The organism is Variovorax glacialis (genome assembly GCF_051216375.1).
In the GTDB taxonomy this organism is placed as follows: Bacteria; Pseudomonadota; Gammaproteobacteria; order Burkholderiales; family Burkholderiaceae_C; genus Variovorax.
Map to the genome: position 1 here is coordinate 55,533 of NZ_JBPJZT010000016.1, position 26,522 is coordinate 82,054.

The window sequence follows — 26,522 nt, forward strand, 5'->3', positions numbered from 1 at the left end:
GCGCTCCTGTCACGGATGCGGCGTGACAGTGGCATCGCTGCCCGATCGACATGCGCACAGTGCTGACCCAGGGCTTCTCCGCTTTCCTGCGGCACCGCAGCGCGCAGCGGCACTTTTCGCGTCCGCCCATCCTCGACACTGTTGCCGCGCACGCGCGCGTCGCCGGCGCTCCGCTTGCCTTGTCGGACGACATGTTCCTTGTGGCCGCCGAAGCGCCGTCCGCTGCGCTCGCGAGACTGCTGTCGCGCGAAAGCGGACTGACCCAGGCAGAGGCCGCTGAGCGCTTGGCCCGGGTAGGAATCAATGAAGTCGAGCACGAGAAGCCGTTGCCGGCCTGGCTGCACCTCTGGCGCTGCTACCTGAACCCTTTCAACGTGCTGCTCACGGTATTGGGAGGCCTGTCGTGGCTCAGTGCAGACGCAAAGGCCACCATCGTCATCAGCGCGATGGTGGCCCTGAGCACCATCATCCGTTTTGTGCAGGAAGGCCGGTCGCACCGGGCCGCCGAATCGCTTCGGGCGATGGTGAGCAGCAACGCCACGGTGATACGCTCCGGGCCCGGCATGGGCGAACCGTCCGAGCGCGTTGAGATACCGCAGCGCGAGCTGGTGCCTGGCGATGTGGTGGCGCTTTCTGCCGGTGACATGATCCCGGCTGACTGCCGTGTGCTCACCGCACGCGACCTTTTTGTAGGCCAGGCCGCGATGACGGGTGAATCGCTGCCGGTGGAGAAGTTCGTCGACCGACGCGGCGATGGGGCCAGTGTGCTGGAGCAGGTCAACCTGGCCTTCATGGGTACCAACGTCGTCTCAGGTGCGGCCACCGCACTGGTAGTGCTGACCGGAAGCCGCTCCTATTTCGGCACACTGGCGTCTCGCGTAGCGGCGGTGGATCCGCAGCCCAACGCATTCCAGGCGGGCGTCAACAGCGTCAGTTGGCTGCTGATCCGCTTTGCACTGGTGATGGTGCCGATCGTCCTGCTGGTCAACGGCTTCACCAAGGGCGACTGGTTGCAGGCATTCCTGTTCGCGCTGTCGGTGGCGGTCGGGCTGACGCCCGAGATGCTGCCGATGATCGTCACGTCCACGCTGGCCAAGGGCGCAGTGATGCTGTCGCGCAAGAAAGTGGTGGTCAAGCGGCTTGACGCGATCCAGAACTTTGGTGCGATGGACGTTCTGTGCACCGACAAGACCGGCACGCTGACGCAGGACAAGATCGCCGTGGCTCGCAAGACCGACCCGTTCGGCGAACTGTCGACCGAGGTGCTGGAGTTCGCGTTCCTGAACAGCTACTACCAGACCGGCCTGAAGAACCTGCTCGATCGCGCAGTGCTCGACAACGTGGACCTTCCCGCCGAACTCAAGTTGAAGGAGGGCTACCGCAAGGTCGACGAGATCCCGTTCGATTTCGTGCGGCGGCGCATGTCCGTGGTGGTGTCCGAGAGGGACGATCACCATGAGTTGATCTGCAAGGGTGCGCTCGAAGAGATCCTGGCCATCTGCACCAGGGTCCGGGTGAGCGGCGCTACTGGCATCCCGGGCAAGTCCTGCGACCCGCCACTCGACGCGGTTGCGATGACGCGCATATTGGCGTTCACGCACGGGCTCAACCAGGAAGGCCTGCGTGTGGTGGCTGTGGCCATGAAGGAAATGCCACCCAGCCAGACGACGTATTCGGTCGCGGATGAAGCCGGCCTTACGCTGGTCGGCTACATCTCCTTCCTCGATCCGCCGAAGGAATCAACAGCACCGGCGCTGAAAAGGCTCGCAACGCACGGCGTCGTGGTCAAGGTGCTGACCGGCGACAACGAGTTCGTGTCGACGCACGTCTGCCAACAAGTGGGCCTGCCATCCAACCAGGTCCTGCTGGGTTCGCAAATCGAAGCGATGGATGACGCCACGCTGGCGCGCGCCGCCGAGCAGCACCTCCTGTTTGCCAAGCTGACGCCGTTGCAAAAGGAACGCATTGTGCGCGCGCTGCGTGCCAATGGCCACGTCGTCGGCTTCATGGGTGACGGCATCAACGACGCGCCGGCGCTGCGCGCGGCCGACATCGGCATCTCGGTGGACTCCGCCGTCGACATCGCCAAGGAGGCGGCCGACATCATCCTGCTGGAGAAGAGCCTGCTGGTGCTCGACGACGGCGTGATCGAGGGCCGCGGCACGTTCTGCAACATGCTCAAGTACATCCGCATGACGGCGAGTTCGAATTTCGGCAACGTATTGTCGGTGCTGGTGGCGAGCGCCTTCCTGCCTTTCCTGCCGATGCTGCCGCTGCAACTGCTGGTGCAGAACCTGTTGTACGACTTCTCCCAGACCGGCATTCCGTTCGACAACGTCGATGCGGAACTCGTGGCCAAGCCGCTCCAGTGGAATCCGGCGGACATCGGCCGGTTCATGGTCTTCTTCGGGCCAGTCAGTTCGGTGTTTGACCTCTGCACTTTCGCCCTGATGTGGTGGGTGTTCAAGGCGAACACGGTGAGCAGCCAGGCCCTGTTCCAATCGGGCTGGTTCGTTGTGGGGCTTCTGACGCAGACGCTGATCGTTCATATGATCCGTACGCCCAGGTTGCCCTTTTTCGAAAGCCGTGCCTCTTGGCCCTTGATCGGGATGACGCTCGCGATCATGGCGATCGGCCTGTGGTTGCCGATGGGGCCGCTGGCCGCTTACTTCAAGCTGCAGCCGCTGCCATGGAACTACTTTCCCTGGCTCTTCGCCATTCTCGTGGCCTACTGTGCGCTCACGACGGTCGTGAAGCAGTTCTATACCCGGCGCTTCGGCTGGCAATGACTACGTGGAGTTCCGCGGCAGGCTGACCTGACTGGTCAGGTCGATGCGCATCCCTTGATTCGATTCAGCGACTCGCGTCGCAGGTACTGTGCGACACCGCACACCGGCGCGCGGCGATGCCTATACTGGCTTCGTCGCGAGCGCGCGGGCGGCGCGCTCCATTCCCGGGTGCCTGCCTTGCTGAGGAGTTTGCGCGATGCCCAAGTCCTCCGACCCCCTGAAAAATCACTTGCTTGCCGCGCTGGCGGACGCCGAGCGGGAGCGCTGGTTCCCGGAACTTGAACCGGTCGACATGCCGCTGGGGGAGGTGCTTTACGAATCGGGCAGAACGCTGAGTCATGTGTACTTTCCGACCACGTCGATCGTGTCGTTGCTGTACGTGATGGAGAACGGCGCCTCGGCCGAGATCGCGGTGGTGGGCAACGAAGGCATCGTCGGCATCTCGCTCTTCATGGGCGGAGAATCGACGCCCAGCCGCGCCGTGGTGCAGAGCGCCGGCCGGGGGTTCCGATTGAGGGCCGATCTCATGAAAGAAGAGTTCAACCGGGCCGGTCCGGTGCTGCACTTGCTGCTGCGCTACACCCAGGCATTGATCACGCAGATGGCGCAGACGGCGGTGTGCAACCGGCACCATTCGCTCGACCAGCAACTGTGTCGATGGCTTCTGCTGAGCCTCGATCGCTTGCAGGGCAGCGAACTCCTGATGACGCAGGAGTTGATTGCCAATATGCTCGGCGTTCGGCGCGAGGGCGTGACGGAGGGTGCGCTGAAGTTGCAGCAGGCCGGCCTGATCCGCTACGCGCGGGGCCACATCTCGGTGCTGGATCGCGCCGGGCTGGAGAAGCGCACCTGCGAGTGCTATGCGGTCGTGAAGACCGAGTACGACCGGCTGCTTCCAGCCAACATCGCGACCTGAGCGCCCGCGGGAGCAGCGGGGTGCGGCCCGTCATCTGCCGCTGTGCGCGTTGGCAGACGGTCAAGGTTCGCAGTGGCGCGCAGACTGTGGCTGCTTACACATCGGAAGCACCCGTTGGCCGCAGAGAACCATCTTGCTGGAGACCCCTGGAGCGAGTCACTGCTCATGCGGCCAGGATCATGGCGAAGTAGCCGAACACGGTCAGCAGAATTCCCGACACGGCGTATGCAACCGGGAAGCCGATCCACGGGACCGAACTGCCGATTTCCTTCGCGGCCTCGCGCGCCGGGCCCGAATGACTGCGCGCGCCGGCGACGCCGCCCATGAGGACGGCCGGATTGATCTTGAGCACATGGAAGCCGATCGCCCACACAATGAACGGCGGGATCGTGCACGCGACGAAGCCGAGCAGGAAAATCTTCAAGGCGACCCCGCCGCTCAGTTGGGACAGCAAATTTGCTCCGGCATTCACGCCGACGATGGCGACGAAAAAAATCAGCCCCATGTCTTCGAGGATGTTGCGCGCGGCATTCGGTGTGTTGCCGAAGAAACGTACGCGGGATACCAGCGACGACACGATGATGCCCGACACGAGCAGGCCGCCGGCGTTGCCGAGTCCCACCGACGCTCCGAACGCAGGTACCTGGATGAGTCCGATCAAAAAGCCGAGGATCATGCCCAACGACAGCGTGAGCAGATCCGTAGCAGTGCTGGGACGCGATACCTTGCCGAGAATCAAGACGGCCTTGTCGATCGCGCTGCGCAATCCGACCAGGTGCAATACATCCAGCCTTTGCAGGCGTGTCTCCAATCCGACCAAAAGAGGAGCGCCTCCACGGTCGATGCCCGTCAGTTGGACCTGCCCGGCGATTGCCGAAGCGCTGAACTCCTTGAGTGCGCGCCCGATCGCGCTGCGATGGGTGACCACGATTTCCGCCTGGTCGAGCGGAATATTCAGCGCACGCGCGTCCGGCATTTCCGGGCCGATCAAGCCCATGTGCGAGGTCAGCGCCGCGAGGCTGCCGCCCAGTGCAATGACGTCGCCACGCTGAAGCGTCAGCGTCGGATCTGCGCCCAGCAGTTGCTTGCCGCGCTCGATGTTCTCAACCTGGTACTGAGCGAAGCGTTCCCGGAACTGCGCAATGGTCTGGCCGAAGAGCTCAGGGTTGTCGAGCCGATAGGCGCGCAGGTCGAAAGGCCGATAGCCGCTCAATCCAGCATCGTCCAGATTGGGGACGCCGTGCGCCTGCTCGTACGCATGGGCTGCTTCGCTCGCGTCCACGTGCCACCAGCGCGGGAGGTACTTGCAGATCAAGATGATCCCGACCGTGCCCCAGATGTAGGTGATGCCGTAGGAGAGCGCGATCATCGCGGTCGCTGCAGCTTGCGAGGAACCGGCGGGCACAGACACCACGCCGGAGGTGATCGCTTGCTCGGCAGAGCCGATCGCTGCCGACATGGTCTGCGAGCCGGCGAGGATGCCGCCGGCCGCCCCGACGGGCAGCGCGAGCCAGCGCGTGCCAACCACGACGATGCCCAGGCCGAGGAAGGACGAAAGGATGGCCAGAAAAGTGAACTTCAGCCCGTCGCCCTTCAGGCTGTTGATGAAAGACGGCCCGACGCGCAATCCCACACCGTACATGAACAGGTAGTAGAAGAGGCTCTTGGTGAAGCTATCGAGTTCGAAGTGTTGACCATACGCCGCACCCCAGGTCGCAATCGCGCAGCCAATGACAATCGCCGACGCGACCGGCCCCAGGCCGTAGCCCTTCACTGTCCAGCGCCCCGCCCAGATCGAAAGACCGACCACGAGGAACAGCAGGATGAAGGGATTCCTTTGCAGGAAGCCGAGAAATTCGACCATTGGGCGTGCTCCCTGGAACTAGTGGACCGGCTGCGCCTGTGGCACCGACTCGGCGGCCGGCAGGGGCATGCGATCGAGCAAGATCGCGTCGGCCGGCGCCTCGGCAATCGCGCCGTGGCTGAACGTCGGCCCGGCGCTCGAATGCCGCACGGGATTCGCGAGCAGATAGTCGACGCCTCGCTGCAGATCTTCGAGCAGCAGTCCTATCAGATCGCGGCTCACGCCGTGGCGGATGAGGACGCGCTGGACAATCACCTGCTGGCGGTCGGAAGGCAAGGGATAGGACGCGATCTGCCATCCGCGGATGCGCACGCGCTCGGACAGGTCATAGAGCGTGAAGCCGTGATCGACGCCTTCTTTCAGCCGGTAGCAGACCGCAGGCAACCCGCCGTCTCCGTCATAGACCAATTCGAAAGGTCCGATCTTCCCGACCTCTTGAGCCAGCCACTTCGCGGTATCGGAACAGGCTTGCTGGATCCGCCTGTAGCCATCGCGCCCGAGGCGCAGGAAGTTGTAGTACTGCGCGATGATCTCGCCGCCCGGCCGGCTGAAATTCAGCGCGAAGGTTGCCATGTTGCCGCCGAGATAGTCGACATAGAAGATCAGGTCCTCCGGGAGATCTGCCTTAGACCGCCAGATCACCCAACCCACACCGAGAGGCGCCAGCCCGTACTTGTGGCCGGACGCGTTGATGGACTTGACTCGTTCGATGCAAAAGTCCCATTCGATCTCCTGCTGGATGAAAGGAGCGACGAAACCCCCGCTCGCCGCGTCGACGTGGATCGGAATGTCGAGCCCGAGATCACGCTCCATTTCGTCGAGCGCCTGCGCCAGCGTTGCGACAGGTTCGTAGATGCCAGTGAAGGTCACACCCAGCGTTGCCACCACCCCGATGGTGTTCTCATCGCAGTATTGCCGCAGGTCGCTGGGCTCCAGGCCGAGTGCGTCGCCACGCAACGGCACTTCGCGGATCTCGACATCGAAGTAGCGCGCGAACTTCTTCCAGCAGATTTGGACCGGGCCGCATACGAAATTGGGTTTGTCAGTGGACAGGCCGACAGCCTCACGCCGTTTCTTCCATCGCCACTTGAGCGCAAGTCCCCCAAGCATCGCGGCCTCACTCGATCCTGTTGTAGAACAGCCCAAGGTGTCCCACGATTTGGGCGCATGCCATAAGTCCGCAATGATGTGCACGCACCGGTTCTCGAGTTCGGCTGTCTGCGGGTACTCGTCCTTGTCGATCATGTTCTTGTCGAGCGCTTCAGCCATGAGTTTCTGGACTTCCGGCTCGACCCAGGTCGTGCAGAAGGTGGCCAGGTTCTGCCTCGAATTGCCGTCGAGCATGAGTTCGTCCCGAACAAGGTTGTAGGCTGCGGACGCGGCCGTCGAATGGTCGGGCATTCGGTATTTCGGCAAACGGCGCTCTGAGGGGCCGGATGAATACACGTCCTCAATGGCTTGATCGTGCGTCTCGATGGTTTGGTGCAATGCCAAGGGGAATTCCTTCCGGTAGGGGTGATAGTTGTCGTGCGCATCAGAGATCGGCTCGCGAGAATGGCGCCGCCGTCATTGATCCGACGCTGATCTGCGCAGCGTTGACCGAAGATTGCGCGGGAAATACCCCGTGGTCTGTGCGCCGCCGCTCATAACAGACGAGCATCCGTCTGTGTGCGTTGTCGTAAGGACTGGGGCGTCACTGACGAGCCTGCAAACGGGAAGCCGCGCTGTTCGGTTGAACCTGCGGAAGTCGGGCCGCTCCAGCGACGCGCTTGCCCTTGTTCACGACAGAAACTCGAAGCGGATTGACGTCACCGTGCCGCGGAAGTAGCTCCTGCGCCCTTCCGGCCAAAGCCACTCGACCTCGCCGACGTTCGGCACTGTCATGCCGTTTCGCGTCCGATAGTCCGACCACCGGGCCTCCCACGGGATCATGACCATTTCTCGGCCGACCATGGCGCCGCGCGCCTCCGCACGAACCGAGTCGATCAAGCCGGCGTCGTCGAATCGGAATAGCAGTCTCAGCGTCAGTGGGCCATCCACGAGCGTCGCATATGCAGAGTGGTCGTCGATAGCGTCCCAGCGAACACCCTGGCTCGGCAAAAGCGCCGTCGGATACCACGCCGCTTCGGCGAAGAAGCGGAAGAGCTCGCCGCGGGCGATCTCACCATCGCCGTGAAGGGCGGCCACCTGGAACAGGCCAAGCACCGCCGCGCGAAGCATGCCTCGGCCCCCGATGTAGGCGTCGAGCACTCGCACCGCCAACCCGGGCAGCACAACGATCTCAGCGTCCCACAGGAAGCCGGGCCGGCAGGTGACGATCCTTTGCCGCGAGGTGAACGGCTTCCACCGCTCCGAGGTGGGAGACAGGTTGAAGGTGCCAACCAGCTCGACGGTCAATGCCGAGATGATCGGTTGTCCTTCGGTCAGCGCGGCACGAAAGTAGCGCTGCACCGGTGCGGGCAGGCTTTGGAGTTCGCGGAAGTGGACGCGGTCTGTGACGGGCGAATGACCCGCATCGTCGATCTGGGTTGCTTCAAGCGTGCCCACCAGCACCGCTGCAGTGTCGGCCCACCGCCGCTTCCCGTAAGCAGACACACCCAAGACGGCCGCAGCCAGCAAGGACAGGGCCAGAGCGAGCGAGAGCAACCAAGTCAGCATCGCCAAATGTATGCGGTCGCTGTCACCGGGGCCGGCCTGTTAGGACTGCTGAGCCACGACATCAGCCTGGTCCGGGCGCAGAATCAAAGCTGTAGCCACCCGCTTGAACACCCGGTACGCGACCAAGAGCGGACCTTCGACAGGTCATGGCGTATGACCGCTCGTGGGCGCCTGCCGATGGAGGCGCGAGAACGCCTGCCAATCAGAGTAGCAGTTCCATTTCTGCGACGCGGAGCGTCGATTCTGCGGACAGCGGCTGTTGGATTCCGGTCTCCTGGAAGCCAATATTGCGGTACAGCGAATCTGGGCCGACGGCGTCCACCACGCACCACAATCTGAGACGCTCGAAGTCTCGCTCGCGGGCCCAATTGACAACCGCTCGGAGCAGAGCCACGCCGATACCCCGCCTCCGCCTCATGGGGTCTACCCACATTCCGCCGACGCCGCCGGTTTTGCGTCGCACACGGTCGACAAGCCCGAATGCCGAGCCAATGGGCATGTTTTCCTCGTACGCAAGAAACATGACGTTCTGGTCGGCCTCCGTGACGGAGCGAGTCAAATCTTCCCAATACGACGACGGTCGCGCCGCTATATCGGCGTACTTGTCGCGAAACGAACTTGGTGCGTCCTGAAGCGCTCTCAGCCGCAGCTCGCGCAGGAGACTCGCTTCGTGTGGCTCCAACTTCCTCAGACGCATGACCGGATTCTTTCATCGCGGGTGGGAAAGACCGCTAGTGGCTGCCGGATTCTGCCGCAGCTATCGGCGCTCCGGCACCGGCCCGTTGGCTCCAAAGTGCTTCGCCGCGAGTTCCTTGGCGCGCCGCAGACCCTCGTCGGTCAGATAGACGGACTCTTGCTTGCCGTGGGGTTCAGTGACGAGCCCTTTTTCATGCAGCCCATCCATGGTTGCGAAGTCATAGCGCTTCCACACGCGTCCGTTCTCGAACTCGAAGACTCCGAGCAGAGCCAGAAGCGCCTCCTCGACTTTGACCATGTCGTATTTCATGGCGTCGTTCCTCTGTTCATCAGGACGATGGACCTTCTTCAATGGCCCATCAATGATTGGCTACAGCCGGCCGCACGGCGGCGGTTCCCCTACGATGGTACTTTGGTCATTCGGCCCAAGCCAGCCACACGGCCCGCCCGCCGGGCGGGGGACTGCTGGCTTAGTTTTGGGCAGCGTACAGAGATGAAGGCAAGCAAGATGAAAGCGGCATCCTGGAACGACGTCAAGGCCAAGCTGACCCTTTTCGACCACGACGGCCTGGTCGGCCTCGTGCATGACCTGTACGCCGCCAATCGAGACAACCAAGTCTTTCTTCACGCTCGTTTTGGACTGGGCGAAGATGTCCTGGAGCCATACAAGGCAAACATCAACCGTTGGCTCTGGCCCGACATGTTGCGACACCAGCATGCGTCCGTGGCCAAGGCCAAGAAGTCCATCTCGGACTACAGGAAGGCCATTGGCCATGCTGAGGGCTTGGCAGAATTGATGGTCTTTTACTGTGAGCGCGCGATAGGCTTCAGCGTTGAGGTTGGTCTTCAGGACGAGGGTTTCTTCGTCGCGCTGGTGCGCATGTTCGAGCGGGCACTGCAGGCGATTGCGAGACTGCCGGATGCGCAGCGACCGCTGCTCATGGAACGACTGGACCTCGTGCATGACCTCAGTCGGAACATCGGCTGCGGAGTCGACGAAGCCATGAGCGACTTGCTGGTGGAGTACGACACCGTCGATTGACGACGACAGCCAGAGTCGGCTTCCGGCCGTCGTCTGGGGCCGGTCACCGACCGGGTCGGCTCCTAGCCGGGCGGAGCCGCTGCGTGCGTGCGGCAACGCTCTTCAGGACAGGTGCTTCCCAACAAGACCCGACATTTCGAACATCGTCACCTCGGGCTTGCCCATCACCGCTTGAAGCTTGGCATCACAAAGGATATTGCGCTTGTTCGCTGGGTTTTGGAGGTTGTTCAACTTGATGTAGTCCCACAGCAGCTTGGTGACCTCGGTTCGAGGCTGGGGTGCGGAGCCAATGACGGCTGCGAGCTCGACGCTTGGTGTCAGGGGGCGTGTGAACGCCGTTTGCTTCTTGGCAGTGGTCATGATTGTCTCGGTAAAGCGGTGAATTCTACGAACACCCCCCAAACTGTTTCGCTGAGCGCAGCTCCGAGCTGCGGTTGTGGGGCATGTACGTCGGTCAGTACGTGGCAAACTGGAAGGCAGGCATGAAGGTCCGGTGTTGGCCGAGGCCGTGTGCAAACGGCTTTGACTTGTGACATGCCGAACGGACCACCGACATTCCGCGATGGAGTCATCCAGTAGTCTTGTCGCGCAACCGTGTCCCTTGACCATGCTCCTGAGTTGATCCGCGAGCTGCAGACAACGTCAAAGGGCTCACGCCCCCAGCAACCTGATTGCCTTCATCGTTCTGGAGATACCCAAGATCGCGATCACTCGCTTCATGTTGTAAGCCAGCACATGCAAGCTCATCTCGGTGTTTACATTTTCCAGTTTCTTCGTCAGGAAGTGGGTCCATCCCATCCAGTGTTTAAGGGTCCCGAACACGTGCTCCACGGTGCATCTTCGCAACGTCATCGCGACGGGCTTACGGTCTAAGCGTTGCTGGACACGTTCAAGAACCTCCTCGTGCTCCCATCGACGGATGTGCCGATAGTCGCTAGGCGTGCATTGATCCTTGATAGGGCACCTGGGACAAGCGCTTGTCCAGTAGACGCGACCCTCGTTGCCGTTCTTCTCTAACGTGTTGAACCTATAGATGGCCCGCTGCCCGACGGGACACTGATACTCGTCGTCCTTCGCTATATAGATGAAGTCGCTCTTGTCGAAGCGCCCCTCGGCCTTGGCGTTCGAGGTCATGGGCTTGGGCACGTACGTCGTGATGCCGATGTCCTCGCAGGCCTTGAGTTCCGTGCCGTTGAAGTACCCGCGATCGGCAAGAGCCTGCAGCTTGGTCTTGCCCATCGCCTCGCGCGCAGCCTTTGCTATCTTGCTGAGTTGCGCGCGATCGTGGCCTGCGTTCGTCACCTCGTGCGCCACGATCAAGTGGTGCCTGGCATCGACGGCCGCCTGGACGTTGTAGCCCACCAGGCCCGAGCCCTTGGCCTGCGAGTTCATCGAACGTGCGTCGGGATCGGTGAGCGAGCGCTGCCCATCAGGCTCCTTCTTCAACTCTTCCTTGGTCTCATCGAGTTTCTTCATCTGTTCCCGCAGCTTCTTGATCTTGTACTGCAGCCGCTCGGTCTTGGCCTCGACCTCCGGGGGCTGCGTGCGGTCGGCTGTCTCCAGCGCGTCGAGGTAACGCTGGATGCTTTGTTCGATCTGCTTCTTACGACCGTCGATCTTGCCGGGGGTGAAGTTGCGGTCGCGACTGTTGACCGCCTTGAACTTGCTGCCGTCGATGGCCACGATGGCATGCGTGAACAGCTTGAGTTCGCGGCACAGGATGACGAAGCGGCGGCAGACATTGCGAATGCCTGCTCCGTTGTCGTGGCGGAAGTCGGCGATGGTCTTGAAGTCCGGCGCCAACCGGCCGGTGAGCCACATCATTTCGACGTTGCGCTGCGCTTCGCGCTCCAGGCGGCGGCTGGACTGGATACGGTTCAGGTAACCGTAGATGTAGAGCTTCAGCAGGACCGAGGGGTGATATGAGGGGCGTCCAGTGGCAGCAGGTTCGACGCCTTCGAAGCCCAGTGCATAGAGATCAAGTTCCTCGACGAAGGCATCGACGACTCGTACGGGGTTGTCGTCACCGATATAGTCGTCAAGGCATTCGGGCAGCAGCGTCACCTGCTGCCGGTCCTCGCCTTCGATGAATCGCTTCATAGGCCACCACCTCGCTCAGACGGGTTGGCTCAATATAGGCGACCATCAGGAGAGTTTCCACACAGGCTCGGCCGGGACTTCCAGTTCGTCAAGCTTGCTGATAGCGGCCCTGGGCCAACCGGGCGAGCACGCCGAACGTCCGCTGCCAAGCACAGCCGCGAATTGGTACTCGCGGCCATCACCAGCCATTCAATGTGGTTTCCAGAAAGCGGCCGCTCGACGCCGCCCTCGACCCCAAGCAGTCGTACGCGCACGCGAACTCATTGCCGTGAAGCTGTCCTTCGTCGACTTGGCCTGACGCGGCCATTGCAAGTGTTGACATGGCGTTGCGACGTCGGACGCAGAGGGTTTCGCGATTGACTCGCAATGGCCAGGGTCAGGGCCACCGTTGAGTTGCCATACTTTTCGCGCCGACCACGCTCTCGCGCGTCTTGGCTACGTCGTCGCCGTCGCGCGTCACACAACAACGTAATGCGGTTCGGACTGGCGCAAACGGCCGCCGCGCCCCATCGTGCTGACCATGGCGTCGCCGAAGAGAGCCTTGACGGGCCCCGGAGGGAACAAGGCCCCGGCGACGGGAACGTCGCCGTCGGGCAGCGCGTGGACCCAGCTCGGATGCCTGAGGCCGGGGGTGAGGGCATTGACTTGGAGACCGGGCGCCTCTACCGGCGTTCGCCTCGGCGCCCAACCACGGGCCGTCGGCATCTTGAGCGGGGGGATGCTGCGTTGCGGTCGCGCCGGCGGAATCTTCGACGCAGCACCCAGCGCCGGCCGCGACACACTGCCTTGCAGTCGCCGCCACAGGATCGCTGCGTTCCCAACCGTTGCGACCAGTTGCACATGTTCGCCGGAAAAGCCCATGGCATCCACCGCCTCTTGGTTGCATGCTGGCTCAGCAAGGCATACGCTGGTCACGAAAGGCCGTCGCCTGCATGGGTGGCGGGCCACGCCCGCCGCCCCACCCACACGCGCATGGGGCACGTTGAAATAGACCGCCCTCCCGAACACGTCGAGGTCCAGCATGAACCGTCCAGGCTTGATTTCGGTGGCCGAGCTTCCGATCTGGGTGCCCGGCGAGATCCTCAGCGCCAGCGACGCGCTCGGCTGGAAGGACGTCGCGCAGCGAAGCTACCGCTACCGGGGCCAGGATGTCGAGATTCCGCCGATGGCCTGTTTCATGATCGTGCACTACCGCCGTGGCGAGACGCCGATGGACCGCCAGTTCGACGGCCGGTGGACCCGCACGACCTGCGACCCCGGGCACTTTTCGCTGCTGTCGCGGGCGGTCGACTCGCATTGGCACTGGACCGAGGACGTCGAAGTCTCGCACGTGTATCTCACCGATGAGCTGATGTGCCGCGTCGCCAGCGACATGCAGGGCAAGGCGGTCGCCGAGGTCCAGCTGGACGACGTGTTGCGCGGCTCCGACCCGATCGTCGGCCACATCGCCGGCGAGGTGACGCGCGAAGCGATGCAGCAAGGCGTCGGCGGGCCGATGTACGCCGAAGCGCTTTCGGTGCAACTGGCGGTCCACCTGCTCAGGACTTATGCCACCTGCAAATTCAAGGCGCCTGGCGACGCCTGCCGGCTGTCCGACCGGGAGATCCGTCGGCTCGAAGACTATGTGGATGCCCACCTGCACCACAGCATCACTTTGGAGGACATGGCTCAAGCCCTCGGCATGGGCGTCTGGACGCTGAACCGGCACTTGCGGCGCACGCTGAACGCGTCGGCGTATGCCTTTGTCGTTGAGCGGCGCATCCAGCGCGCCAGGCACCTGCTGCGCGTGGGCGACCTGTCGCTGAAGGAGATCGCCGCAGCCGTCGGCTTCTCCGACCAGGCGCACATGACGCGGATGTTTCGCGCCAAGCTGGGCATGACGCCCGGCCAGTACCGCAGCCAGGTCTGATGCCGAGCGGACGCGCAGCGCGCTACGCGTCAGGGTCTTCCCGGAGCCCTGGAATCGTTCAAAGAACTGTCCACATCCTTCAAGACGCCTCGACCCTACGAGGAATACCTTCTGCTCTCGCTGCGACGACGACCCGGGCGGGCCGCCGGCAGCAAGCACCGATGCAAAGGAGACCTTCGATGAGCACGACCCACGTGGCGGCCAGCGCGCCGCAGCAGACCACCAACCAGCCGCTGAAACTCGACGCCGTCATCATCGGCGCTGGCGTCGCCGGGCTGTACCAGTTGCACATGTTGCGCGAGCAAGGTCTGATGGTTCGCGCCTACGACACCGCCGCTAATGTCGGCGGCACCTGGTACTGGAACACGTATCCCGGGGCGAAGTTCGACTCCGAGTCCTACATCTACCAATACCTGTTCTCCGAGGACCTCTACAAGGACTGGAGCTGGAGCGAGCGCTTCCCCGCGCAACCCGAGATCGAGCGCTGGATGCAGTACGTGGCCGACAAGCTCGACCTGCGCCGCGACATCCAGTTCTCGACCACGATCACGAGTGCACACTACAACGAAGACAGTGGGCGCTGGACAGTGCGCACCGACCGCGACGAGGTCATCGACAGCCAGTTCGTCGTCACCTGCGGCGGCATGTTGTCGGCGCCGATGGAAAACCTTTTCCCTGGGCAGGACAGCTTCAAGGGCCGGATCTTCCACACTTCGCGCTGGCCACGCGATCCGGTCGACCTGGCAGGCAAGCGCGTCGGCGTGGTCGGCATTGGCGCCACCGGCATCCAGGTGATCCAGACGATTGCCAGCCAGGTCGGCCAGCTCAAGGTGTTCGTGCGCACGCCGCAATACGTGCTTCCGATGAAGAGCCCCAAGTACGGTCCCGAGGAAGTGGCGGCCTACAAGGCCCGCTTCGAGGAGCTGAAGGCCACCGTGCCGAACACCTTCACCGGCTTCGAGTACGACTTCAAGCACGTCTGGGCCGACCTGACGCCCGCGCAACGGCTCGCCGTCCTGGAGGACATCCACGCCAACGGCTCGCTCAAGTTGTGGCTGGCGTCCTTTGCCGAGATGTTCTTCGACGCGCAGGTGAGTGAGGAGATCTCGGCATTCGTGCGCGGCAAGATGCGGGCCCGCCTGGAGGACCCGCGCCTGTGCGAGCTGCTGATCCCGACCGACTACGGCTTCGGTACGCACCGCGTGCCGCTCGAGACCAACTACCTGGAGGTCTACCACCGACCCAACGTCGAGGCGGTCAGCATCAAGGACAACCCGATCGCGCGGGTGACACCCGAGGGCATCGAGTTGGCGGACGGCACGCTGTACGCGCTCGACGTCATCATCCTGGCGACTGGCTTCGACGCGGGCACCGGGGCATTGACCCGCATCGACATCCGCGGCCGCGGTGGCCGCTCGCTGACGGAGGATTGGGGCCGCGACATCCGCACGATGATGGGCTTGCAGGTGCACGGGTATCCGAACATGTTCACCACGGCCGTGCCGCTGGCGCCGTCTGCCGCCCTGTGCAACATGACGACCTGCCTGCAGCAGCAGACCGAGTGGATCAGCAACTGCATCCGCTTCATGCGCGGCCGGGACAAGAAGGTCATCGAGGCGACTCGGGAAGCGCAGGACCGTTGGGTTGCGCACCACGACGAGACCGCCAATGCCACCTTGATCTCGAAAACCAACTCGTGGTATTCGGGATCCAACGTGCCGGGCAAGCCGCGCCGCGTGCTGTCGTACACCGGCGGCGTCGGCACCTACCGTCAGAAGTGCGACCAGGTCGCAGCCGATGGCTACGCCGGCTTCGAGATGCAGTAGCCCAGACCCGACGAAGTGCAATCACCATGGAGACAACAGCATGAATGCCAATTTCAAGCAAGCCGCCGACGCCATCCTCAATGGAGTGGTCACGTCGAACCCGCGTGTGCCCGGTGTCGTTGCGATGGTCACCGACCGCGAGCGCAACATCTACGAGGGCGCGGCCGGTGTGCGCCGGCTCGACCGCGACCAGGCGATGACGACCAACGACGCCTTTGCGTTGTTCTCGACGACCAAGGCAATCACCGCGACGGCGGCGCTGCAGCTCGTCGAGGAAGGTCGCCTCGACCTGGATGCGCCCGCACGCAAGTACGCTCCCGACATCGGCCGCCTGCAGGTCATCGAGGGCTTCGATGCCAACGGAGAACCGCGGCTGCGCGCCCCGAAGCGCGAGGTGACGACGAAGGCGTTGCTGACACACACCGCCGGTTTCGGGTACGACTTCTTCAACGCCACCTACGCGCGGCTGGCCGAGCAGAAGGGACAGCCGAGCGTCATCACGGCATCGAAGGCTGCGCTGATGACGCCGCTGCTGTTCGACCCGGGCGAAAAGTGGGAGTACGGCTCCAACCTCGACTGGGTGGGGCAGGTGGTCGAAGGCATCACCGGCCAGCGCCTGGGGGACGTGTTCCAGACCCGCATCTTCAACCCGCTAGGCATGCGCGACATGACCTTCGGGTTGCACGACGGCCTGCGCGCGCGGCTGGCCGGCATGCACGCGCGCAACGCCGACGGTTCGCTCGCACCGATGGACTTCGAGCTGCCGTCGGCGCCGGAAGTCCACATGGGTGGCCACGGCCTGTATGGCACGGTGGGCGACTACATGCGCTTCATCCGCATGTGGCTCAACGACGGCCGCGGCGAGCAAGGCCAGGTGCTCAAGCCCGAGACGGTGCGCATGGCAGAGCGCAACCACCTTGGGCTCCTCAAGGTGACGATGCTGCCCGGGGTCATTCCATCGCTGTCGAACGACGCCGAGTTCTTCCCGGGCCAATCGAAATCGTGGTCGCTGCCGTTCATGGTGAACGACGAAGAGGCGCCTACCGGCCGGCCGGCCGGCGCACTCGGTTGGGCCGGGCTGGCCAATCTCTTCTACTGGATCGACCGTAAGAACGGCATTGGGGGCTTCTGGGCGACCCAGATCCTGCCATTCGGGGATCCGGCGTCCTTCGTCGGCTACATGAACCTGGAGACGGCGGTGTACGCTCACTTGAAGACGGCGGCAATAGCCTGACCCGCTGCGCTCGCGCCCGATGCGGCCGAACAACGCGGTGGGCGCGCGCCGCAAGACAGACTTGGGCGCCAGTGGGTGGCCAGCCTGCCGTGGTGAAGCCCCGCTACGCTGTAGGCGCCACCGCCATAGCCCAGTGAAACGGTCTTGGTGCTGGCAGCGCTGGGCAAAGCCACCAACAAGTTCCTGCTGCCCTGAAGCTGCCCGTCGCGAGCGGCAGCAGCTGGCCGCTCAGTAACTTTGTCGAAGGTCAGCTTCCCTCGATGCTGAAGGCCCGCAACGGGCCCATGGACTAAACCGCTGCCGCGGTAGCCCGCCGCCAAGACCACGGCGTCCTCAGTCATTGCGTCCCTGCTTATGTTGGGTGCGAGGCAATCGGCCTCGTCCTTCGACAGGAGCACGACCATGACCGCATCCATCCAATCCATCTCGCCTTTGCGCCAGCGCATGCTGGACGACATGCGCCTGCGCAAGCTTCGACCCAGGACTGAGACCGGCTACATCCGTGCCGTGCGATACCTCGCCGCCTTCCTTCAGCGCTCCCCTGACACCGCCACCGCGGAGGACCTCCGGCGCTTTCAGCTGCACCTGGTCGATCGCGGCGTCTCGGCCATCACGATCAACGCAACCATCACGGCCTTGCGATTCTTCTTCGACGTCACGCTCGGGCGCGACGACGCGATGGCCAAGATGACTTATGTGCGTGTTCCGCAGAAGTTGCCGGTGGTACTCAGCCGAGACGAGGCGATGCGCCTGATCGCCGCAGCTTCCAACCTCAAGTACCAGACCGCACTCTCCATTGCGTACGGCACCGGGCTGCGCGTGGGTGAGATCGTCGCGCTGAAGATCGACGACATCGACAGCCAGCGCATGACGCTGCGCGTCGAACAGGGCAAGGGCCAGAAGGATCGCTATGCGATGCTCTCGCCCGTACTGCTGGAGCGGCTGCGCGCCTGGTGGCGACTGGCTCACTCGCAGGGCAAGATGCTGCCCCATGGCTGGCTGTTCCCGGGCATGGACCCGGTGAACCCGTTGACTGCGCGCCAGCTCAATCGTGCCGTTGTCGCTGCCGCCGCAGCAGCTCGAATCGACAAGCGTGTGTCGATGCACACGTTGCGCCACAGCTTCGCCACCCACCTGCTGGAGCAGAAGGTGGACATTCGCGTGATCCAGGTGATGCTTGGGCACAAGAAGCTGGAGACCACGTCCATTTACACCCACGTAGGCACGAGGGTACTGCGTGAAGTTGTCAGTCCACTGGAGGGGCAGCCCGCGTAGCTGCGTCTTCATGGCGCATCGCGCCACGGAGGTTGCCGACATCTTCCGAACTTACGGTCCTGACTGGCGCAAGGCGCAGCGCGGTCATCTGAGCCTGGGCCAGCTCAAGGTCATGTCGGCCATCGAACAGTGCCGCAGCGCGGCGCTGGGAGGCCATGTGCTGCGCTGCGAGGGTTGCGGATACGACCAGATCGCCTACAACTCATGCCGCAACCGGCATTGCCCGAAGTGCCAGGCCAGCGCGGCAAGACGCTGGCTGGATGCCCGGCAGGCCGATCTGCTGCCGGTGGAGTACTACCACGTCGTCTTCACCTTGCCGGCACCGATCAGCGCGATCGCCTACTACAACAAGGTCACGATCTATTCCTTGCTGTTCGACATGGCCGCCGAGACCCTGATGACCATCGCGGCCGACCCGAAGCACCTCGGCGCCAGCATCGGCGCAACACTCGTGCTGCACACCTGGGGATCGGCTCTGACGCATCATCCTCATGTGCATGGAGTTGTTCCGGGCGGCGGAGTGGCGCCCGACGGCGAACGCTGGATCGCCTGTCGGCCGGGATTCTTCTTGCCTGTGCGTGTGCTGTCGCGCCTCTTCCGGCGGCGCTTCCTCGAAGAGCTCCAGAACGCGCATCATGCCGGCCGGCTGCGATTCTTCGGCGAGCACGCCGCACTGGCCGACGCAAAGGCCTTCGCCGACTGGCTCGCCCCGCTACGCAAGTGCGAATGGGTGGTCTACGCCAAGCGCCCGTTCGCCGGCCCCGAGGCGGTGCTGGCCTATCTCTCGCGCTACACGCACCGAGTTGCGATCTCCAACAGCCGGCTACTCGCTCTTGACGAACGCGGCGTCACCTTCCGTTGGAAGGACTATCGCTCCAAGGGCCGCACACGCTTGAAGACGATGACGCTCGATGTCGCGGAATTCATGCGGCGCTTCCTGCTGCATGTGCTGCCCAGCGGTTTCCATCGCATCCGCCACTATGGGCTGCTGGCCAACGGAGCGCGTACCGCCAGCCTCGCACTCGCTCGCGAGTTGCTGCACCAGGAGGTCAGGACAGTCCCGGATGCCGAAGTCGAATCCAGCGCCATCTCGACGACCTTTTCCTGCCCGCACTGCGGCCATCCCATGATTGTTCTGGCGATCATCATGCGCGACCAGGCAATCCCTCGGCAGGCTCGACCGCCATGACGGCAACACCAAGTCACTCTCCGCATCACGCTCGCGCGCTTCGTCTGCCAATGCCGACGCGGGGGCGCCTTGCCCTCGAACTGCAAACCCCCTCGGCGGACCCATCTGCCTACTGCGTGAGACGAGGCGCCGGGCGCGATCGGCGGCCCCTTGCCACCATTCTCAGCCCATTGACCAGCTCCTTCGTCGACAGCAGTGCGCGCGTCGAAGTTCGAATCGCCATAGGCGCGTGCCGTACCGAACTCTTGCGTTGAATTCCGCGGTTTCCTCCCTGGGGGCCTATCCAACACCTGCCCTCAAGCTGTTGTCGTGCCGGTGTCTGTGCGCCCCAAGGGCAGGTGTCGGACAACCCTTCACCACAGCAGACGAACGCTTTTCGGATCTCGATGCTGCAAAGCAGTCGCTCACGCCGCCCCGGTCGCCTTCCCGTTAGGATGCGCAATAACGAACTTCGCGGAGGCAGCGTGCGCGAGACGGCGCTGTGGTTAGCCAGTTATAAGCGGCCCCGCTTCATACTGGAGGTCGGTCACCGGCTCCATCCACTCCACATTCTTGCCGTCGATCATCTCGGTGATCGCGAGGTGCGACATGGCCGTGGTGAGCGATGCGCCATGCCAATGCCGCTTGCGGCAGGGGCACCAGACCACATCTCCTGCGCGGATCTCGGTTCGATCGCCGCCCTCGCACTGCGTCCATCCGACGCCTGAAAGAACGACCAGCGTCTGACCACCCGGATGGCTGTGCCAGTTGGTTCGAGCACCAGGCTCGAAGGTGACGATCGCGCCGCCGGACCGCCCCTCGTCTTCGGCTTGAAAGCCGCTGTCGATGCGGACGTTGCCGGTGAACCAAGAAGCCGGCCCCTTGACGGAGGGTCTGCTGCCATTGCGCGTGATTTTCATATTTCGATCCTTGCTTGAGACGTAGATGACACGACGAGCTTCAGGTCGGGCTGGGCAGCTTGCCGGAAAACATTGCAGCGATGACGCCACCGTCGATCAGCAGGTCGCTTCCCGTAACGAATCCCGCGTCGTCGCCGAGCAGGTAGCTGGCCGCGATGGCAATTTCCTCCGGCGGGGCCATCCGCTTCGTGGGCGAAGCATCGATCATCGCGCGGTAGCCTTCGCCGATCGGTGAGTCGAGTTCATGTCGAGCCAGCGGAGTCATGACGATGCCGGGGCTGATCGAGTTCACGCGCGCACCGCGCTCTCCCCAACTCATGGCGGCCGCCTTCACTCGCAGATGGTTGGCCCGCTTCGCATACACGTACCTCACCATTGAATTGGGCACGGTGTCTCGTTGCAGGAAAGGGAGTGCCAGGAGGTCGTCCGCAGGCGTGAAGGCAAGGGCATGGTTCTGCTCGAGAGGCAGCTCGGGCATCATGTGCCCGGCCATGCTCGAAACGATCAGCCCGGCACCCCCTTCAGCAATGACGCGCTCGAACTCTTCGAAGACGACTGCGCAGCCGTAAAGGTCGACGGCCAGCACGCGGTCAACCGGCGCCATGTTCGGCGACAGCCCGGCGGTATTAACGACCTGCACGACGCTCCCCAGTGCTGCAGCGGCGTCAGCAAGGGCTTTTACGGATTCGCGCGAGGAGACATCCGCAACGACGGTCTTGACACGGTAGCTCGCTGCCTTGAGGGCTTCCGCCGCGCTTGCCAGCACAGATTCATTCAGATCGGCCAGCACGATGAGCTTGCCGAATCCCTGGCGACGGGCGATCGCCAGGCCGATGCCGCCAGCCCCAATCACTACGATGACTTTGTCCATGTTGAGTCCTTCTGAGGCCTGATGCCTCGCTACTCTTGCCCTCACGGGCATCTTGTTGTTCTGCCCGCGTCGCGGGGGGTCTTGAACATTAGGGGTTGCTTGCGCCGATGCTGTGGCGAACTTCCATGCTTGGGTCGAGCGCCAGTTTCACGACGAGGTCGGACAAACTGTTCAGCGACACGTTGTGTCCTTTGAACGGTTGTCCCTTCTGGGTCAGCCGGTAGTTGATCTTCTGGTCCTGTGTGAACCACCCGGGGCGAACGTTGGTGTAGTTCAGATCGGAAGCCTCGACGACAGCCGCGGAGTCGCGGTAAGGATCCAGCACGCTTCGGTATCGCTCCCCCGGAACCTCGCCGTAGATCCCCATGGAGCTGATGAATATGAGGCGCTTGACCCCGACGGCGTGCATCGCGTCCATGATCGCGCGCGCTTGGTGGGCCATGTCGCCCGCGAGGTTCGCATACACAACGTCCTGGCCATGCATCGCTTCTACGAGCTGCGCACGGTCGAGGACGTCGCCGTCGACGACCCGGACGCGAGCCGGATCAGGATTCTTGAGTCGGCTCGAACGGCGCAGATACAGAGTGAGGCGAACATCGTCGTGCTTCAGGAAGAACGGCGTCGTGTGGCGCGCTAACTGGCCGTTGGCGCCGAGGATCAGGACATTCGTCCTCATGGCGTTCCCCATAGCTCCCGGCCGGTCATGACGACGACCTTGCGACTGATGGTGCAGTTGTCCATGTATTCCTCGATCAGCGGTTGACGAGCTTTTGGCGCTGCGCCGAATAGCGGTCGCCCTGTACCTCGATGCCGGCCAGCGCTTGGCCGATGCCCTGCAGGTCGTCTGCGGTCAGTTCGACGGACGCGCCGCCCACGTTCTCCTCAAGGCGATGCAGCTTCGTGGTGCCAGGGATGGGCACGATCCAAGGCTTCTGCGCCAGCAACCAGGCCAGCGCGATCTGCGCAGGCGTCGCACCCTTGGCGCCAGCAATGCGTTGCACCAGCTCCACGAGCACCTGGTTGGCCCTTCGCGCGTCCGCGGCGAAGCGCGGAACGGAGTTGCGGTAGTCGGTCTTGTCGAACGTGGTCGACGCGTCGATCGCGCCCGTCAGAAATCCTTTGCCGAGCGGGCTGAAGGGGACGAAGCCGATCCCGAGTTCTTCCAGGACGGGCAGGATCTCGCGCTCGGGCTCGCGCCACCACATCGAATACTCGCTCTGCAGCGCGGCAACCGGCTGCACTGCGTGCGCGCGGCGAATGCTCTCCACGCCAGCCTCTGACAGTCCGAAGTGACGCACCTTCCCCTCGGCGATCAGCTCCTTGACCGTGCCAGCCATCTCCTCGATCGGCACGTTCGGATCGACGCGGTGCTGGTAGAACAGGTCGAGGCGGTCGGTGCGCAGGCGCTTGAGGGCTTCATTCGCGACTTGGCGGATGCGCTCGGGCCGGCTGTCGAGCCCAGCGTCGGCGTGACCGCCCTTGAAGCCGAACTTGGTGGCGATGACGACCTGGTCGCGCACCGGTGCCAGGGCCTCGCCGACGACCTCTTCGTTGATGAAGGGGCCGTAAGCTTCCGCAGTGTCGAAGAAAGTGACGCCGCGCTCATGCGCGGCGCGGATGAGCTTGATCGCATCCTGGCGGTTGGTGGCGGGGCCGTACCCGTAGCTCAGGCCCATGCAGCCGAGGCCAAGGGCGGAAACGTGAAGGCCGCTGCGGCCGAGTTGACGTTGCTTCATGGAAAATGTCCTTTCGAGTCGATGACGAAGTGCGATTCACTGCGGCGCGAGTTCGCCGAACCAGTAGGACGCCGTGACGCCCCCGTCCATCAGGAAGTCGCTGCCGGTGATGAAGGCGCCGTCCGGGCCCATCAGCAGCGCGCCCACGTTGCCGACTTCATCGGGCGTCCCCGCACGCTTGGCCGGGCACAGGTTGACCATTCGGCGGTAGCCGGCGCCGCGCGGTCCGGTCAGTTCGTCATTCGCCAAAGGCGTGATGATGATCCCCGGGCTGATCGAATTGACCCGTGCGCCGCGCTTGCCCCAGCGCAACGCTTCTGCGGCCACGCGCAGGGTGTTGCCGCGCTTGGACAGCTGGTAGGCGTGGAGAGAGTCCTTGACTTGGTCGGGCGCCAGCAGGGGAAGCGCCAGCAGGTCTTCAGTCGGCGTGAGCGCAAGCGCCTTGTTCTGCTCCGCAGTAAGCGCACCCAGTCGATGGCCGGACTGCGAGGAGATCACCACGCACGAGCCTCCGGCGGCGATGACGTTGCCGAACTTTTCGAGCACCAGTGCCGTGCCGTAGAGATCGACGGCCAGGATGGTCTGGGGCGAGGCCTGCGAAGGCGATACGCCGGCGGCGTGTATGACGCCGAAAACGTTGCCCAGCGCGCTGGCCTGCTTGACCAGCGCATCGACGGACTGGCGCGACGACACATCCACGGTCGCCGTGCTGACGTCGAAGCCAGCGTCGCGCATGATTTTGGCTGCGGCCTCGGCGCTGGGCTGGCTCAGGTCGGCCAGGATGACCTTCTTGCCAGCGCTGACGCGACGTGCGATGGCTTGGCCGATCGATCCGGCCCCGATGACGACGATGACATGGCTCATGCGATTCCTCACTTCGGAGTTGGCCTCGCTTCAACGAAAGCGCGGCGGAAGAGAACGAATGTAGGCCGGCGACCATCAAGAGAGAAGCAGCTAAGCGTTGAACCACTCGCAAGCCACAGGTTGATAATCAAATGTCGTGCAACCGAGGAAGAGCATGGCCATCAACCAGCTTCGAGCGATCGAGACATTCACAAGAGCCGTCGCGTTGGGTAGCTTGCGGCGTGCCGCTGAATCGTTGGGTATCAGTCCCCAGGCTGCAAGCCAGACGCTCGCCCAGCTGGAGCAACACCTGGGTGTTCGCCTTTTGCATCGGACGACGCGCGCCATCTCGCTCACGGACGAGGGGCGGGAGTTCCTTGAATCCACACAGCCGGCCTTGGCTGCCCTGACGAGGGCCGTAGACCGCGTACGAACGTCGAAGGACGACATCGCCGGGCCCTTGCGCATCGTGGCGCCGAAGTCGTCGTTCCTGCCCGTTTTGTGGCCTGTGATCGACGAGTTCTGCAACCTGCACCCGGACATCCAGCCCGACATCCAGTTGGACGACCGCATTGGCAACTGGGTGCACGATCGGGCCGACGTCGGCTTTCGCATCGGCTCTGCACCGGAAGAAGGGTTGATCGCTCGAAATCTATTTCCTGTGCAGCTGGTCGTTTGTGCTTCCGTGGCTTATGTCGAACGCCACGGAGCTCCCCGCACGATCGAAGAACTGGCAAGCCACCGATGCAGCATGTTTCGCCATCCCGGCACCGGTCGGGTGCTGCCCTGGACCTTGAAGCTGGGCGACGAGGTCGTCAGCCGCGAACTGCCGCCAGCGCTGTCGACGAATGACACGGAACTCGAAGTTGACGCCGTGATGTCGGGCCACGTCATCGGCTTGCTCTCGGGCTTGTCGGTTGCTGCCCACATCAGAGCCGGACGACTGCTGCCGTTGCTGGTGAAGCATGCGACGAAACACCTCGGTGTGCACGTTTACTACGGAAGCCGGACTTCGCAGCCGGCTCGCGTACGGGGATTCATCGACCTTGCCGTCGCTCGCCTTGCGGATGCAGACCGCTTCGTGCTGAGTAGCAAGGAGCTTGCAGCCGGCGAGGCCAAGGCACGCAGGATTGCAAGCGCTAGGTAGCCTACCCGAAAGCTGACGCTCGCGACCGGCCGCTCATGGCCGCGAGTACCACTTTGCGGCCGCGCTTGGTAGCTGACCTTCGCATGATCGCGCTGTTGGCCAAGGGCAGCTATCGGCGAATTTGTCGAACAGGCAGTCTCGGCCACTACCCGTCTTTGGAAAATCGAACTTCAAGGTCAGGTCTGAGGCTGATTGCCGACTTTTGCGGCATCGTTCCAAAGTCCAGGGCTTAGGCGCCGACGTCGCCGCGCGACAGGGCTGACGTGCGCGACCCTAGGCGGCCTCGCTCATGCTGGGCTGCGGATGTACGCGTTCATGCCCGGCCACCTTCAGCAGGTCGAGCGCCACGTCGACGATCATGTCTTCCTGGCCACCGACCATCCGGCGCTTGCCCAGTTCGACGAGGATGTCCACCGTCTTCAGGCCGTACTTGCCGGCAGCGACTTCCGAATGGCGCAGGAAGCTCGAGTACGCGCCGGCATAGCCAAGTGCCAGGGTTTCGCGATCGACGCGCACCGGGCGGTCCTGCAAGGGGCGGACGATGTCGTCGGCGCGTCCATCAGTTTGTAGAGGTCGGTGCCGTGGTTCCAGCCCATGCGCGCAGCGGCGGCGACGAACACTTCGAGCGGTGCATTGCCTGCGCCGGCGCCCATACCGGCCAGGCTGGCGTCCACGCGGTCGCACCCTTCCTCCACGGCGACGATGCTGTTGGCCACACCGAGGCTCAGCTTGTGATGCGCGTGCATGCCCGTTTGCGTTTCCGGTTTCAGGACTTCCTTGAGCGCGCGGAAACGATCGCGGACCTCGCTCATGCTCAGTGCGCCGCGGGAGTCCACCACGACGCGGCGCTTTCGCATCTGCATGACCGATGCGAGTCACATCACGTTGCTGCCGCGCCTGCTCGCCCACGTACGCGCCGTGGCGCCCGGCGTGCGCCTCGAGGCCGCACGCATCGACGGCCAGACCGGGCAGGCGTTGCAATCCGGCCAAGCGGACCTCGCGATCGGCCTGGTGCCCTGGCTCGAGTCGGGCTTCTATCAACAGGTGCTGTATCCGGAGGACTGGTTGTGCCTCGTGAATGCACGCCATCCGCGCATCGGCGCCAAGGGCCTGGGTCTGCGCGACTACAAGGCCGAGGCACATATCGGCAGCGTCGGGGGCACCGGCGTCCAGTTGCTCGAAGCGGCATTGGAGCGCCAGCATGTCGAGCGGCGCATCCTGCTGGAGCTGCCAGGATTCCTCGGCCTGGCGGCCGTCGTGTCGACGACCGACCTGCTCGCGACCGTGCCACGGCATATCGGCGAAACGCCGGCGTCGTATAGCGCCAGCGCCAGATCAGGCAGCGCCCTGGCGGTCTGGGACTGCCCCGGTGCCGGTGCCACCCTTCACCGTCAAATGGCACTGGCACGCGCGCTACCACCAGGACCCGGCCAATCGCTGGCTGCGCGCTTTGTGCGAAGAGTTGTTCGCGGCCAAGCCGGAGAAGGCAGCGCCGCAAAAGGCAGTCGCCGGAACCCTGGTTGAATGA

The 26,522-nt window shown here is 63.6% G+C and carries 22 protein-coding genes and 2 pseudogenes; 10 read left to right on the top strand and 14 right to left on the bottom strand.

What is annotated here, in order from left to right; genetic code table 11:
- Positions 1 to 50: 50 nt before the first annotated feature.
- A complete protein-coding gene (gene mgtA / locus ACSFBL_RS28890) occupies positions 51 to 2,789 on the top strand; it encodes a magnesium-translocating P-type ATPase (protein ID WP_435519256.1) in 2,739 nt (912 codons plus the stop codon).
- A 196-nt stretch (positions 2,790 to 2,985) separates the two neighbouring features.
- On the top strand, positions 2,986 to 3,705 hold the full coding sequence (locus ACSFBL_RS28895; protein ID WP_435519257.1) for a Crp/Fnr family transcriptional regulator: 720 nt from the start codon (positions 2,986 to 2,988) through the stop codon (positions 3,703 to 3,705).
- Between the two features lie 163 nt (positions 3,706 to 3,868).
- On the opposite strand, the gene ACSFBL_RS28900 is transcribed toward ACSFBL_RS28895, so the two are convergent.
- From ACSFBL_RS28900 to ACSFBL_RS28920, 5 genes are all read right to left on the bottom strand, one after another.
- The gene (locus tag ACSFBL_RS28900) at positions 3,869 to 5,569 is read right to left on the bottom strand and encodes an aspartate:alanine exchanger family transporter (RefSeq protein WP_435519258.1); all 1,701 of its coding nucleotides are present in this window, start codon (positions 5,567 to 5,569) and stop codon (positions 3,869 to 3,871) included.
- Between the two features lie 18 nt (positions 5,570 to 5,587).
- A complete protein-coding gene (gene gad, locus ACSFBL_RS28905; RefSeq protein ID WP_435519324.1) occupies positions 5,588 to 7,015 on the bottom strand; it encodes a glutamate decarboxylase in 1,428 nt (475 codons plus the stop codon).
- Between the two features lie 333 nt (positions 7,016 to 7,348).
- On the bottom strand, positions 7,349 to 8,227 hold the full coding sequence (locus ACSFBL_RS28910; protein WP_435519259.1) for a DUF6920 family protein: 879 nt from the start codon (positions 8,225 to 8,227) through the stop codon (positions 7,349 to 7,351).
- Positions 8,228 to 8,429: 202 nt separating this feature from the next.
- The gene (locus ACSFBL_RS28915; protein ID WP_435519260.1) at positions 8,430 to 8,924 is read right to left on the bottom strand and encodes a GNAT family N-acetyltransferase; all 495 of its coding nucleotides are present in this window, start codon (positions 8,922 to 8,924) and stop codon (positions 8,430 to 8,432) included.
- Between the two features lie 60 nt (positions 8,925 to 8,984).
- The gene (locus tag ACSFBL_RS28920) at positions 8,985 to 9,233 is read right to left on the bottom strand and encodes a DUF6429 family protein (RefSeq protein ID WP_435519261.1); all 249 of its coding nucleotides are present in this window, start codon (positions 9,231 to 9,233) and stop codon (positions 8,985 to 8,987) included.
- Between the two features lie 198 nt (positions 9,234 to 9,431).
- Between ACSFBL_RS28920 and ACSFBL_RS28925 the strand changes: the two genes are divergently transcribed.
- Positions 9,432 to 9,965: a hypothetical protein gene (locus ACSFBL_RS28925; protein WP_435519262.1), complete on the top strand. Its 534-nt coding sequence runs from the start codon at positions 9,432 to 9,434 to the stop codon at positions 9,963 to 9,965.
- A gap of 102 nt (positions 9,966 to 10,067) precedes the next feature.
- Here the strand turns inward: ACSFBL_RS28925 and ACSFBL_RS28930 are convergent, their stop codons facing one another.
- From ACSFBL_RS28930 to ACSFBL_RS28940, 3 genes are all read right to left on the bottom strand, one after another.
- On the bottom strand, positions 10,068 to 10,325 hold the full coding sequence (locus tag ACSFBL_RS28930) for an SWIB/MDM2 domain-containing protein (protein ID WP_286656933.1): 258 nt from the start codon (positions 10,323 to 10,325) through the stop codon (positions 10,068 to 10,070).
- A 291-nt stretch (positions 10,326 to 10,616) separates the two neighbouring features.
- Positions 10,617 to 12,065 (bottom strand): IS1182 family transposase, encoded by a 1,449-nt coding sequence (locus tag ACSFBL_RS28935; protein WP_435519263.1) that lies wholly within the window; start codon positions 12,063 to 12,065, stop codon positions 10,617 to 10,619.
- Between the two features lie 456 nt (positions 12,066 to 12,521).
- Positions 12,522 to 13,088, bottom strand: a complete 567-nt coding sequence (locus tag ACSFBL_RS28940) for a hypothetical protein (RefSeq protein ID WP_435519264.1) — start codon at positions 13,086 to 13,088, stop codon at positions 12,522 to 12,524.
- On the opposite strand from ACSFBL_RS28940, the gene ACSFBL_RS28945 reads away from it, so the two are divergent.
- The 5 genes from ACSFBL_RS28945 to ACSFBL_RS28965 all read left to right on the top strand — a co-directional run bounded on the left by ACSFBL_RS28945 (position 13,087) and on the right by ACSFBL_RS28965 (position 19,498).
- Positions 13,087 to 13,974: a helix-turn-helix domain-containing protein gene (locus tag ACSFBL_RS28945; RefSeq protein WP_435519265.1), complete on the top strand. Its 888-nt coding sequence runs from the start codon at positions 13,087 to 13,089 to the stop codon at positions 13,972 to 13,974. The two genes, ACSFBL_RS28940 and ACSFBL_RS28945, sit on opposite strands and share 2 nt — an antisense overlap.
- A 179-nt stretch (positions 13,975 to 14,153) precedes the next feature.
- Positions 14,154 to 15,800 (top strand): flavin-containing monooxygenase, encoded by a 1,647-nt coding sequence (locus ACSFBL_RS28950; protein ID WP_435519266.1) that lies wholly within the window; start codon positions 14,154 to 14,156, stop codon positions 15,798 to 15,800.
- A gap of 40 nt (positions 15,801 to 15,840) precedes the next feature.
- The gene (gene acmB / locus ACSFBL_RS28955) at positions 15,841 to 17,034 is read left to right on the top strand and encodes a methyl acetate hydrolase AcmB (protein ID WP_435519267.1); all 1,194 of its coding nucleotides are present in this window, start codon (positions 15,841 to 15,843) and stop codon (positions 17,032 to 17,034) included.
- Positions 17,035 to 17,436: 402 nt separating this feature from the next.
- On the top strand, positions 17,437 to 18,309 hold the full coding sequence (locus tag ACSFBL_RS28960; protein ID WP_435519268.1) for a tyrosine-type recombinase/integrase: 873 nt from the start codon (positions 17,437 to 17,439) through the stop codon (positions 18,307 to 18,309).
- Between the two features lie 10 nt (positions 18,310 to 18,319).
- Positions 18,320 to 19,498, top strand: coding sequence for an IS91 family transposase (locus ACSFBL_RS28965; RefSeq protein ID WP_435519325.1), 1,179 nt, complete (start codon positions 18,320 to 18,322; stop codon positions 19,496 to 19,498).
- A gap of 485 nt (positions 19,499 to 19,983) precedes the next feature.
- On the opposite strand, the gene ACSFBL_RS28970 is transcribed toward ACSFBL_RS28965, so the two are convergent.
- The 5 genes from ACSFBL_RS28970 to ACSFBL_RS28990 all read right to left on the bottom strand — a co-directional run bounded on the left by ACSFBL_RS28970 (position 19,984) and on the right by ACSFBL_RS28990 (position 23,868).
- Positions 19,984 to 20,397, bottom strand: a complete 414-nt coding sequence (locus tag ACSFBL_RS28970; RefSeq protein WP_435519269.1) for a (R)-mandelonitrile lyase — start codon at positions 20,395 to 20,397, stop codon at positions 19,984 to 19,986.
- 40 nt (positions 20,398 to 20,437) lie between these two features.
- Positions 20,438 to 21,268: an SDR family oxidoreductase gene (locus tag ACSFBL_RS28975; RefSeq protein WP_435519270.1), complete on the bottom strand. Its 831-nt coding sequence runs from the start codon at positions 21,266 to 21,268 to the stop codon at positions 20,438 to 20,440.
- An 88-nt stretch (positions 21,269 to 21,356) separates the two neighbouring features.
- The gene (locus ACSFBL_RS28980) at positions 21,357 to 21,956 is read right to left on the bottom strand and encodes an NAD(P)H-binding protein (RefSeq protein ID WP_435519271.1); all 600 of its coding nucleotides are present in this window, start codon (positions 21,954 to 21,956) and stop codon (positions 21,357 to 21,359) included.
- Between the two features lie 64 nt (positions 21,957 to 22,020).
- Positions 22,021 to 23,004 carry an aldo/keto reductase gene (locus ACSFBL_RS28985; protein WP_435519272.1) on the bottom strand — a complete coding sequence of 328 codons (984 nt, stop codon included), beginning with the start codon at positions 23,002 to 23,004 and terminating at the stop codon, positions 22,021 to 22,023.
- A 36-nt stretch (positions 23,005 to 23,040) separates the two neighbouring features.
- Positions 23,041 to 23,868, bottom strand: a complete 828-nt coding sequence (locus ACSFBL_RS28990; RefSeq protein ID WP_435519273.1) for an SDR family oxidoreductase — start codon at positions 23,866 to 23,868, stop codon at positions 23,041 to 23,043.
- Between the two features lie 154 nt (positions 23,869 to 24,022).
- On the opposite strand from ACSFBL_RS28990, the gene ACSFBL_RS28995 reads away from it, so the two are divergent.
- Positions 24,023 to 24,994, top strand: a complete 972-nt coding sequence (locus ACSFBL_RS28995) for a LysR family transcriptional regulator (protein ID WP_435519274.1) — start codon at positions 24,023 to 24,025, stop codon at positions 24,992 to 24,994.
- Positions 24,995 to 25,267: 273 nt separating this feature from the next.
- Here the strand turns inward: ACSFBL_RS28995 and dmpG are convergent.
- Positions 25,268 to 25,833 (bottom strand): annotated as a pseudogene (dmpG, locus tag ACSFBL_RS29000) (4-hydroxy-2-oxovalerate aldolase); the annotation flags it as partial.
- On the opposite strand from dmpG, the pseudogene ACSFBL_RS29005 reads away from it, so the two are divergent.
- A pseudogene (locus ACSFBL_RS29005) lies at positions 25,826 to 26,522 on the top strand (LysR substrate-binding domain-containing protein); the annotation flags it as partial. The pseudogenes dmpG and ACSFBL_RS29005 overlap by 8 nt on opposite strands.

Bases quoted from the DNA above. Each gene is read 5' to 3' on its own strand.
- ACSFBL_RS28925 (WP_435519262.1), top strand. From the start codon at position 9,432: ATGAAAGCGGCATCCTGGAACGACGTCAAGGCCAAGCTGACCCTTTTC.
- ACSFBL_RS28915 (WP_435519260.1), bottom strand. From the start codon at position 8,924: ATGCGTCTGAGGAAGTTGGAGCCACACGAAGCGAGTCTCCTGCGCGAG.
- ACSFBL_RS28975 (WP_435519270.1), bottom strand. From the start codon at position 21,268: ATGGACAAAGTCATCGTAGTGATTGGGGCTGGCGGCATCGGCCTGGCG.
- ACSFBL_RS28950 (WP_435519266.1), top strand. From the start codon at position 14,154: ATGAGCACGACCCACGTGGCGGCCAGCGCGCCGCAGCAGACCACCAAC.
- mgtA (WP_435519256.1), top strand. From the start codon at position 51: ATGCGCACAGTGCTGACCCAGGGCTTCTCCGCTTTCCTGCGGCACCGC.
- ACSFBL_RS28965 (WP_435519325.1), top strand. From the start codon at position 18,320: ATGGCGCATCGCGCCACGGAGGTTGCCGACATCTTCCGAACTTACGGT.
- ACSFBL_RS28960 (WP_435519268.1), top strand. From the start codon at position 17,437: ATGACCGCATCCATCCAATCCATCTCGCCTTTGCGCCAGCGCATGCTG.
- ACSFBL_RS28920 (WP_435519261.1), bottom strand. From the start codon at position 9,233: ATGAAATACGACATGGTCAAAGTCGAGGAGGCGCTTCTGGCTCTGCTC.
- ACSFBL_RS28935 (WP_435519263.1), bottom strand. From the start codon at position 12,065: ATGAAGCGATTCATCGAAGGCGAGGACCGGCAGCAGGTGACGCTGCTG.
- ACSFBL_RS28970 (WP_435519269.1), bottom strand. From the start codon at position 20,397: ATGAAAATCACGCGCAATGGCAGCAGACCCTCCGTCAAGGGGCCGGCT.
- ACSFBL_RS28940 (WP_435519264.1), bottom strand. From the start codon at position 13,088: ATGCTGGACCTCGACGTGTTCGGGAGGGCGGTCTATTTCAACGTGCCC.
- ACSFBL_RS28895 (WP_435519257.1), top strand. From the start codon at position 2,986: ATGCCCAAGTCCTCCGACCCCCTGAAAAATCACTTGCTTGCCGCGCTG.
- ACSFBL_RS28930 (WP_286656933.1), bottom strand. From the start codon at position 10,325: ATGACCACTGCCAAGAAGCAAACGGCGTTCACACGCCCCCTGACACCA.
- ACSFBL_RS28945 (WP_435519265.1), top strand. From the start codon at position 13,087: ATGAACCGTCCAGGCTTGATTTCGGTGGCCGAGCTTCCGATCTGGGTG.
- ACSFBL_RS28900 (WP_435519258.1), bottom strand. From the start codon at position 5,569: ATGGTCGAATTTCTCGGCTTCCTGCAAAGGAATCCCTTCATCCTGCTG.
- ACSFBL_RS28990 (WP_435519273.1), bottom strand. From the start codon at position 23,868: ATGAGCCATGTCATCGTCGTCATCGGGGCCGGATCGATCGGCCAAGCC.
- ACSFBL_RS28980 (WP_435519271.1), bottom strand. From the start codon at position 21,956: ATGGGGAACGCCATGAGGACGAATGTCCTGATCCTCGGCGCCAACGGC.
- ACSFBL_RS28995 (WP_435519274.1), top strand. From the start codon at position 24,023: ATGGCCATCAACCAGCTTCGAGCGATCGAGACATTCACAAGAGCCGTC.
- ACSFBL_RS28985 (WP_435519272.1), bottom strand. From the start codon at position 23,004: ATGAAGCAACGTCAACTCGGCCGCAGCGGCCTTCACGTTTCCGCCCTT.
- acmB (WP_435519267.1), top strand. From the start codon at position 15,841: ATGAATGCCAATTTCAAGCAAGCCGCCGACGCCATCCTCAATGGAGTG.
- ACSFBL_RS28910 (WP_435519259.1), bottom strand. From the start codon at position 8,227: ATGCTGACTTGGTTGCTCTCGCTCGCTCTGGCCCTGTCCTTGCTGGCT.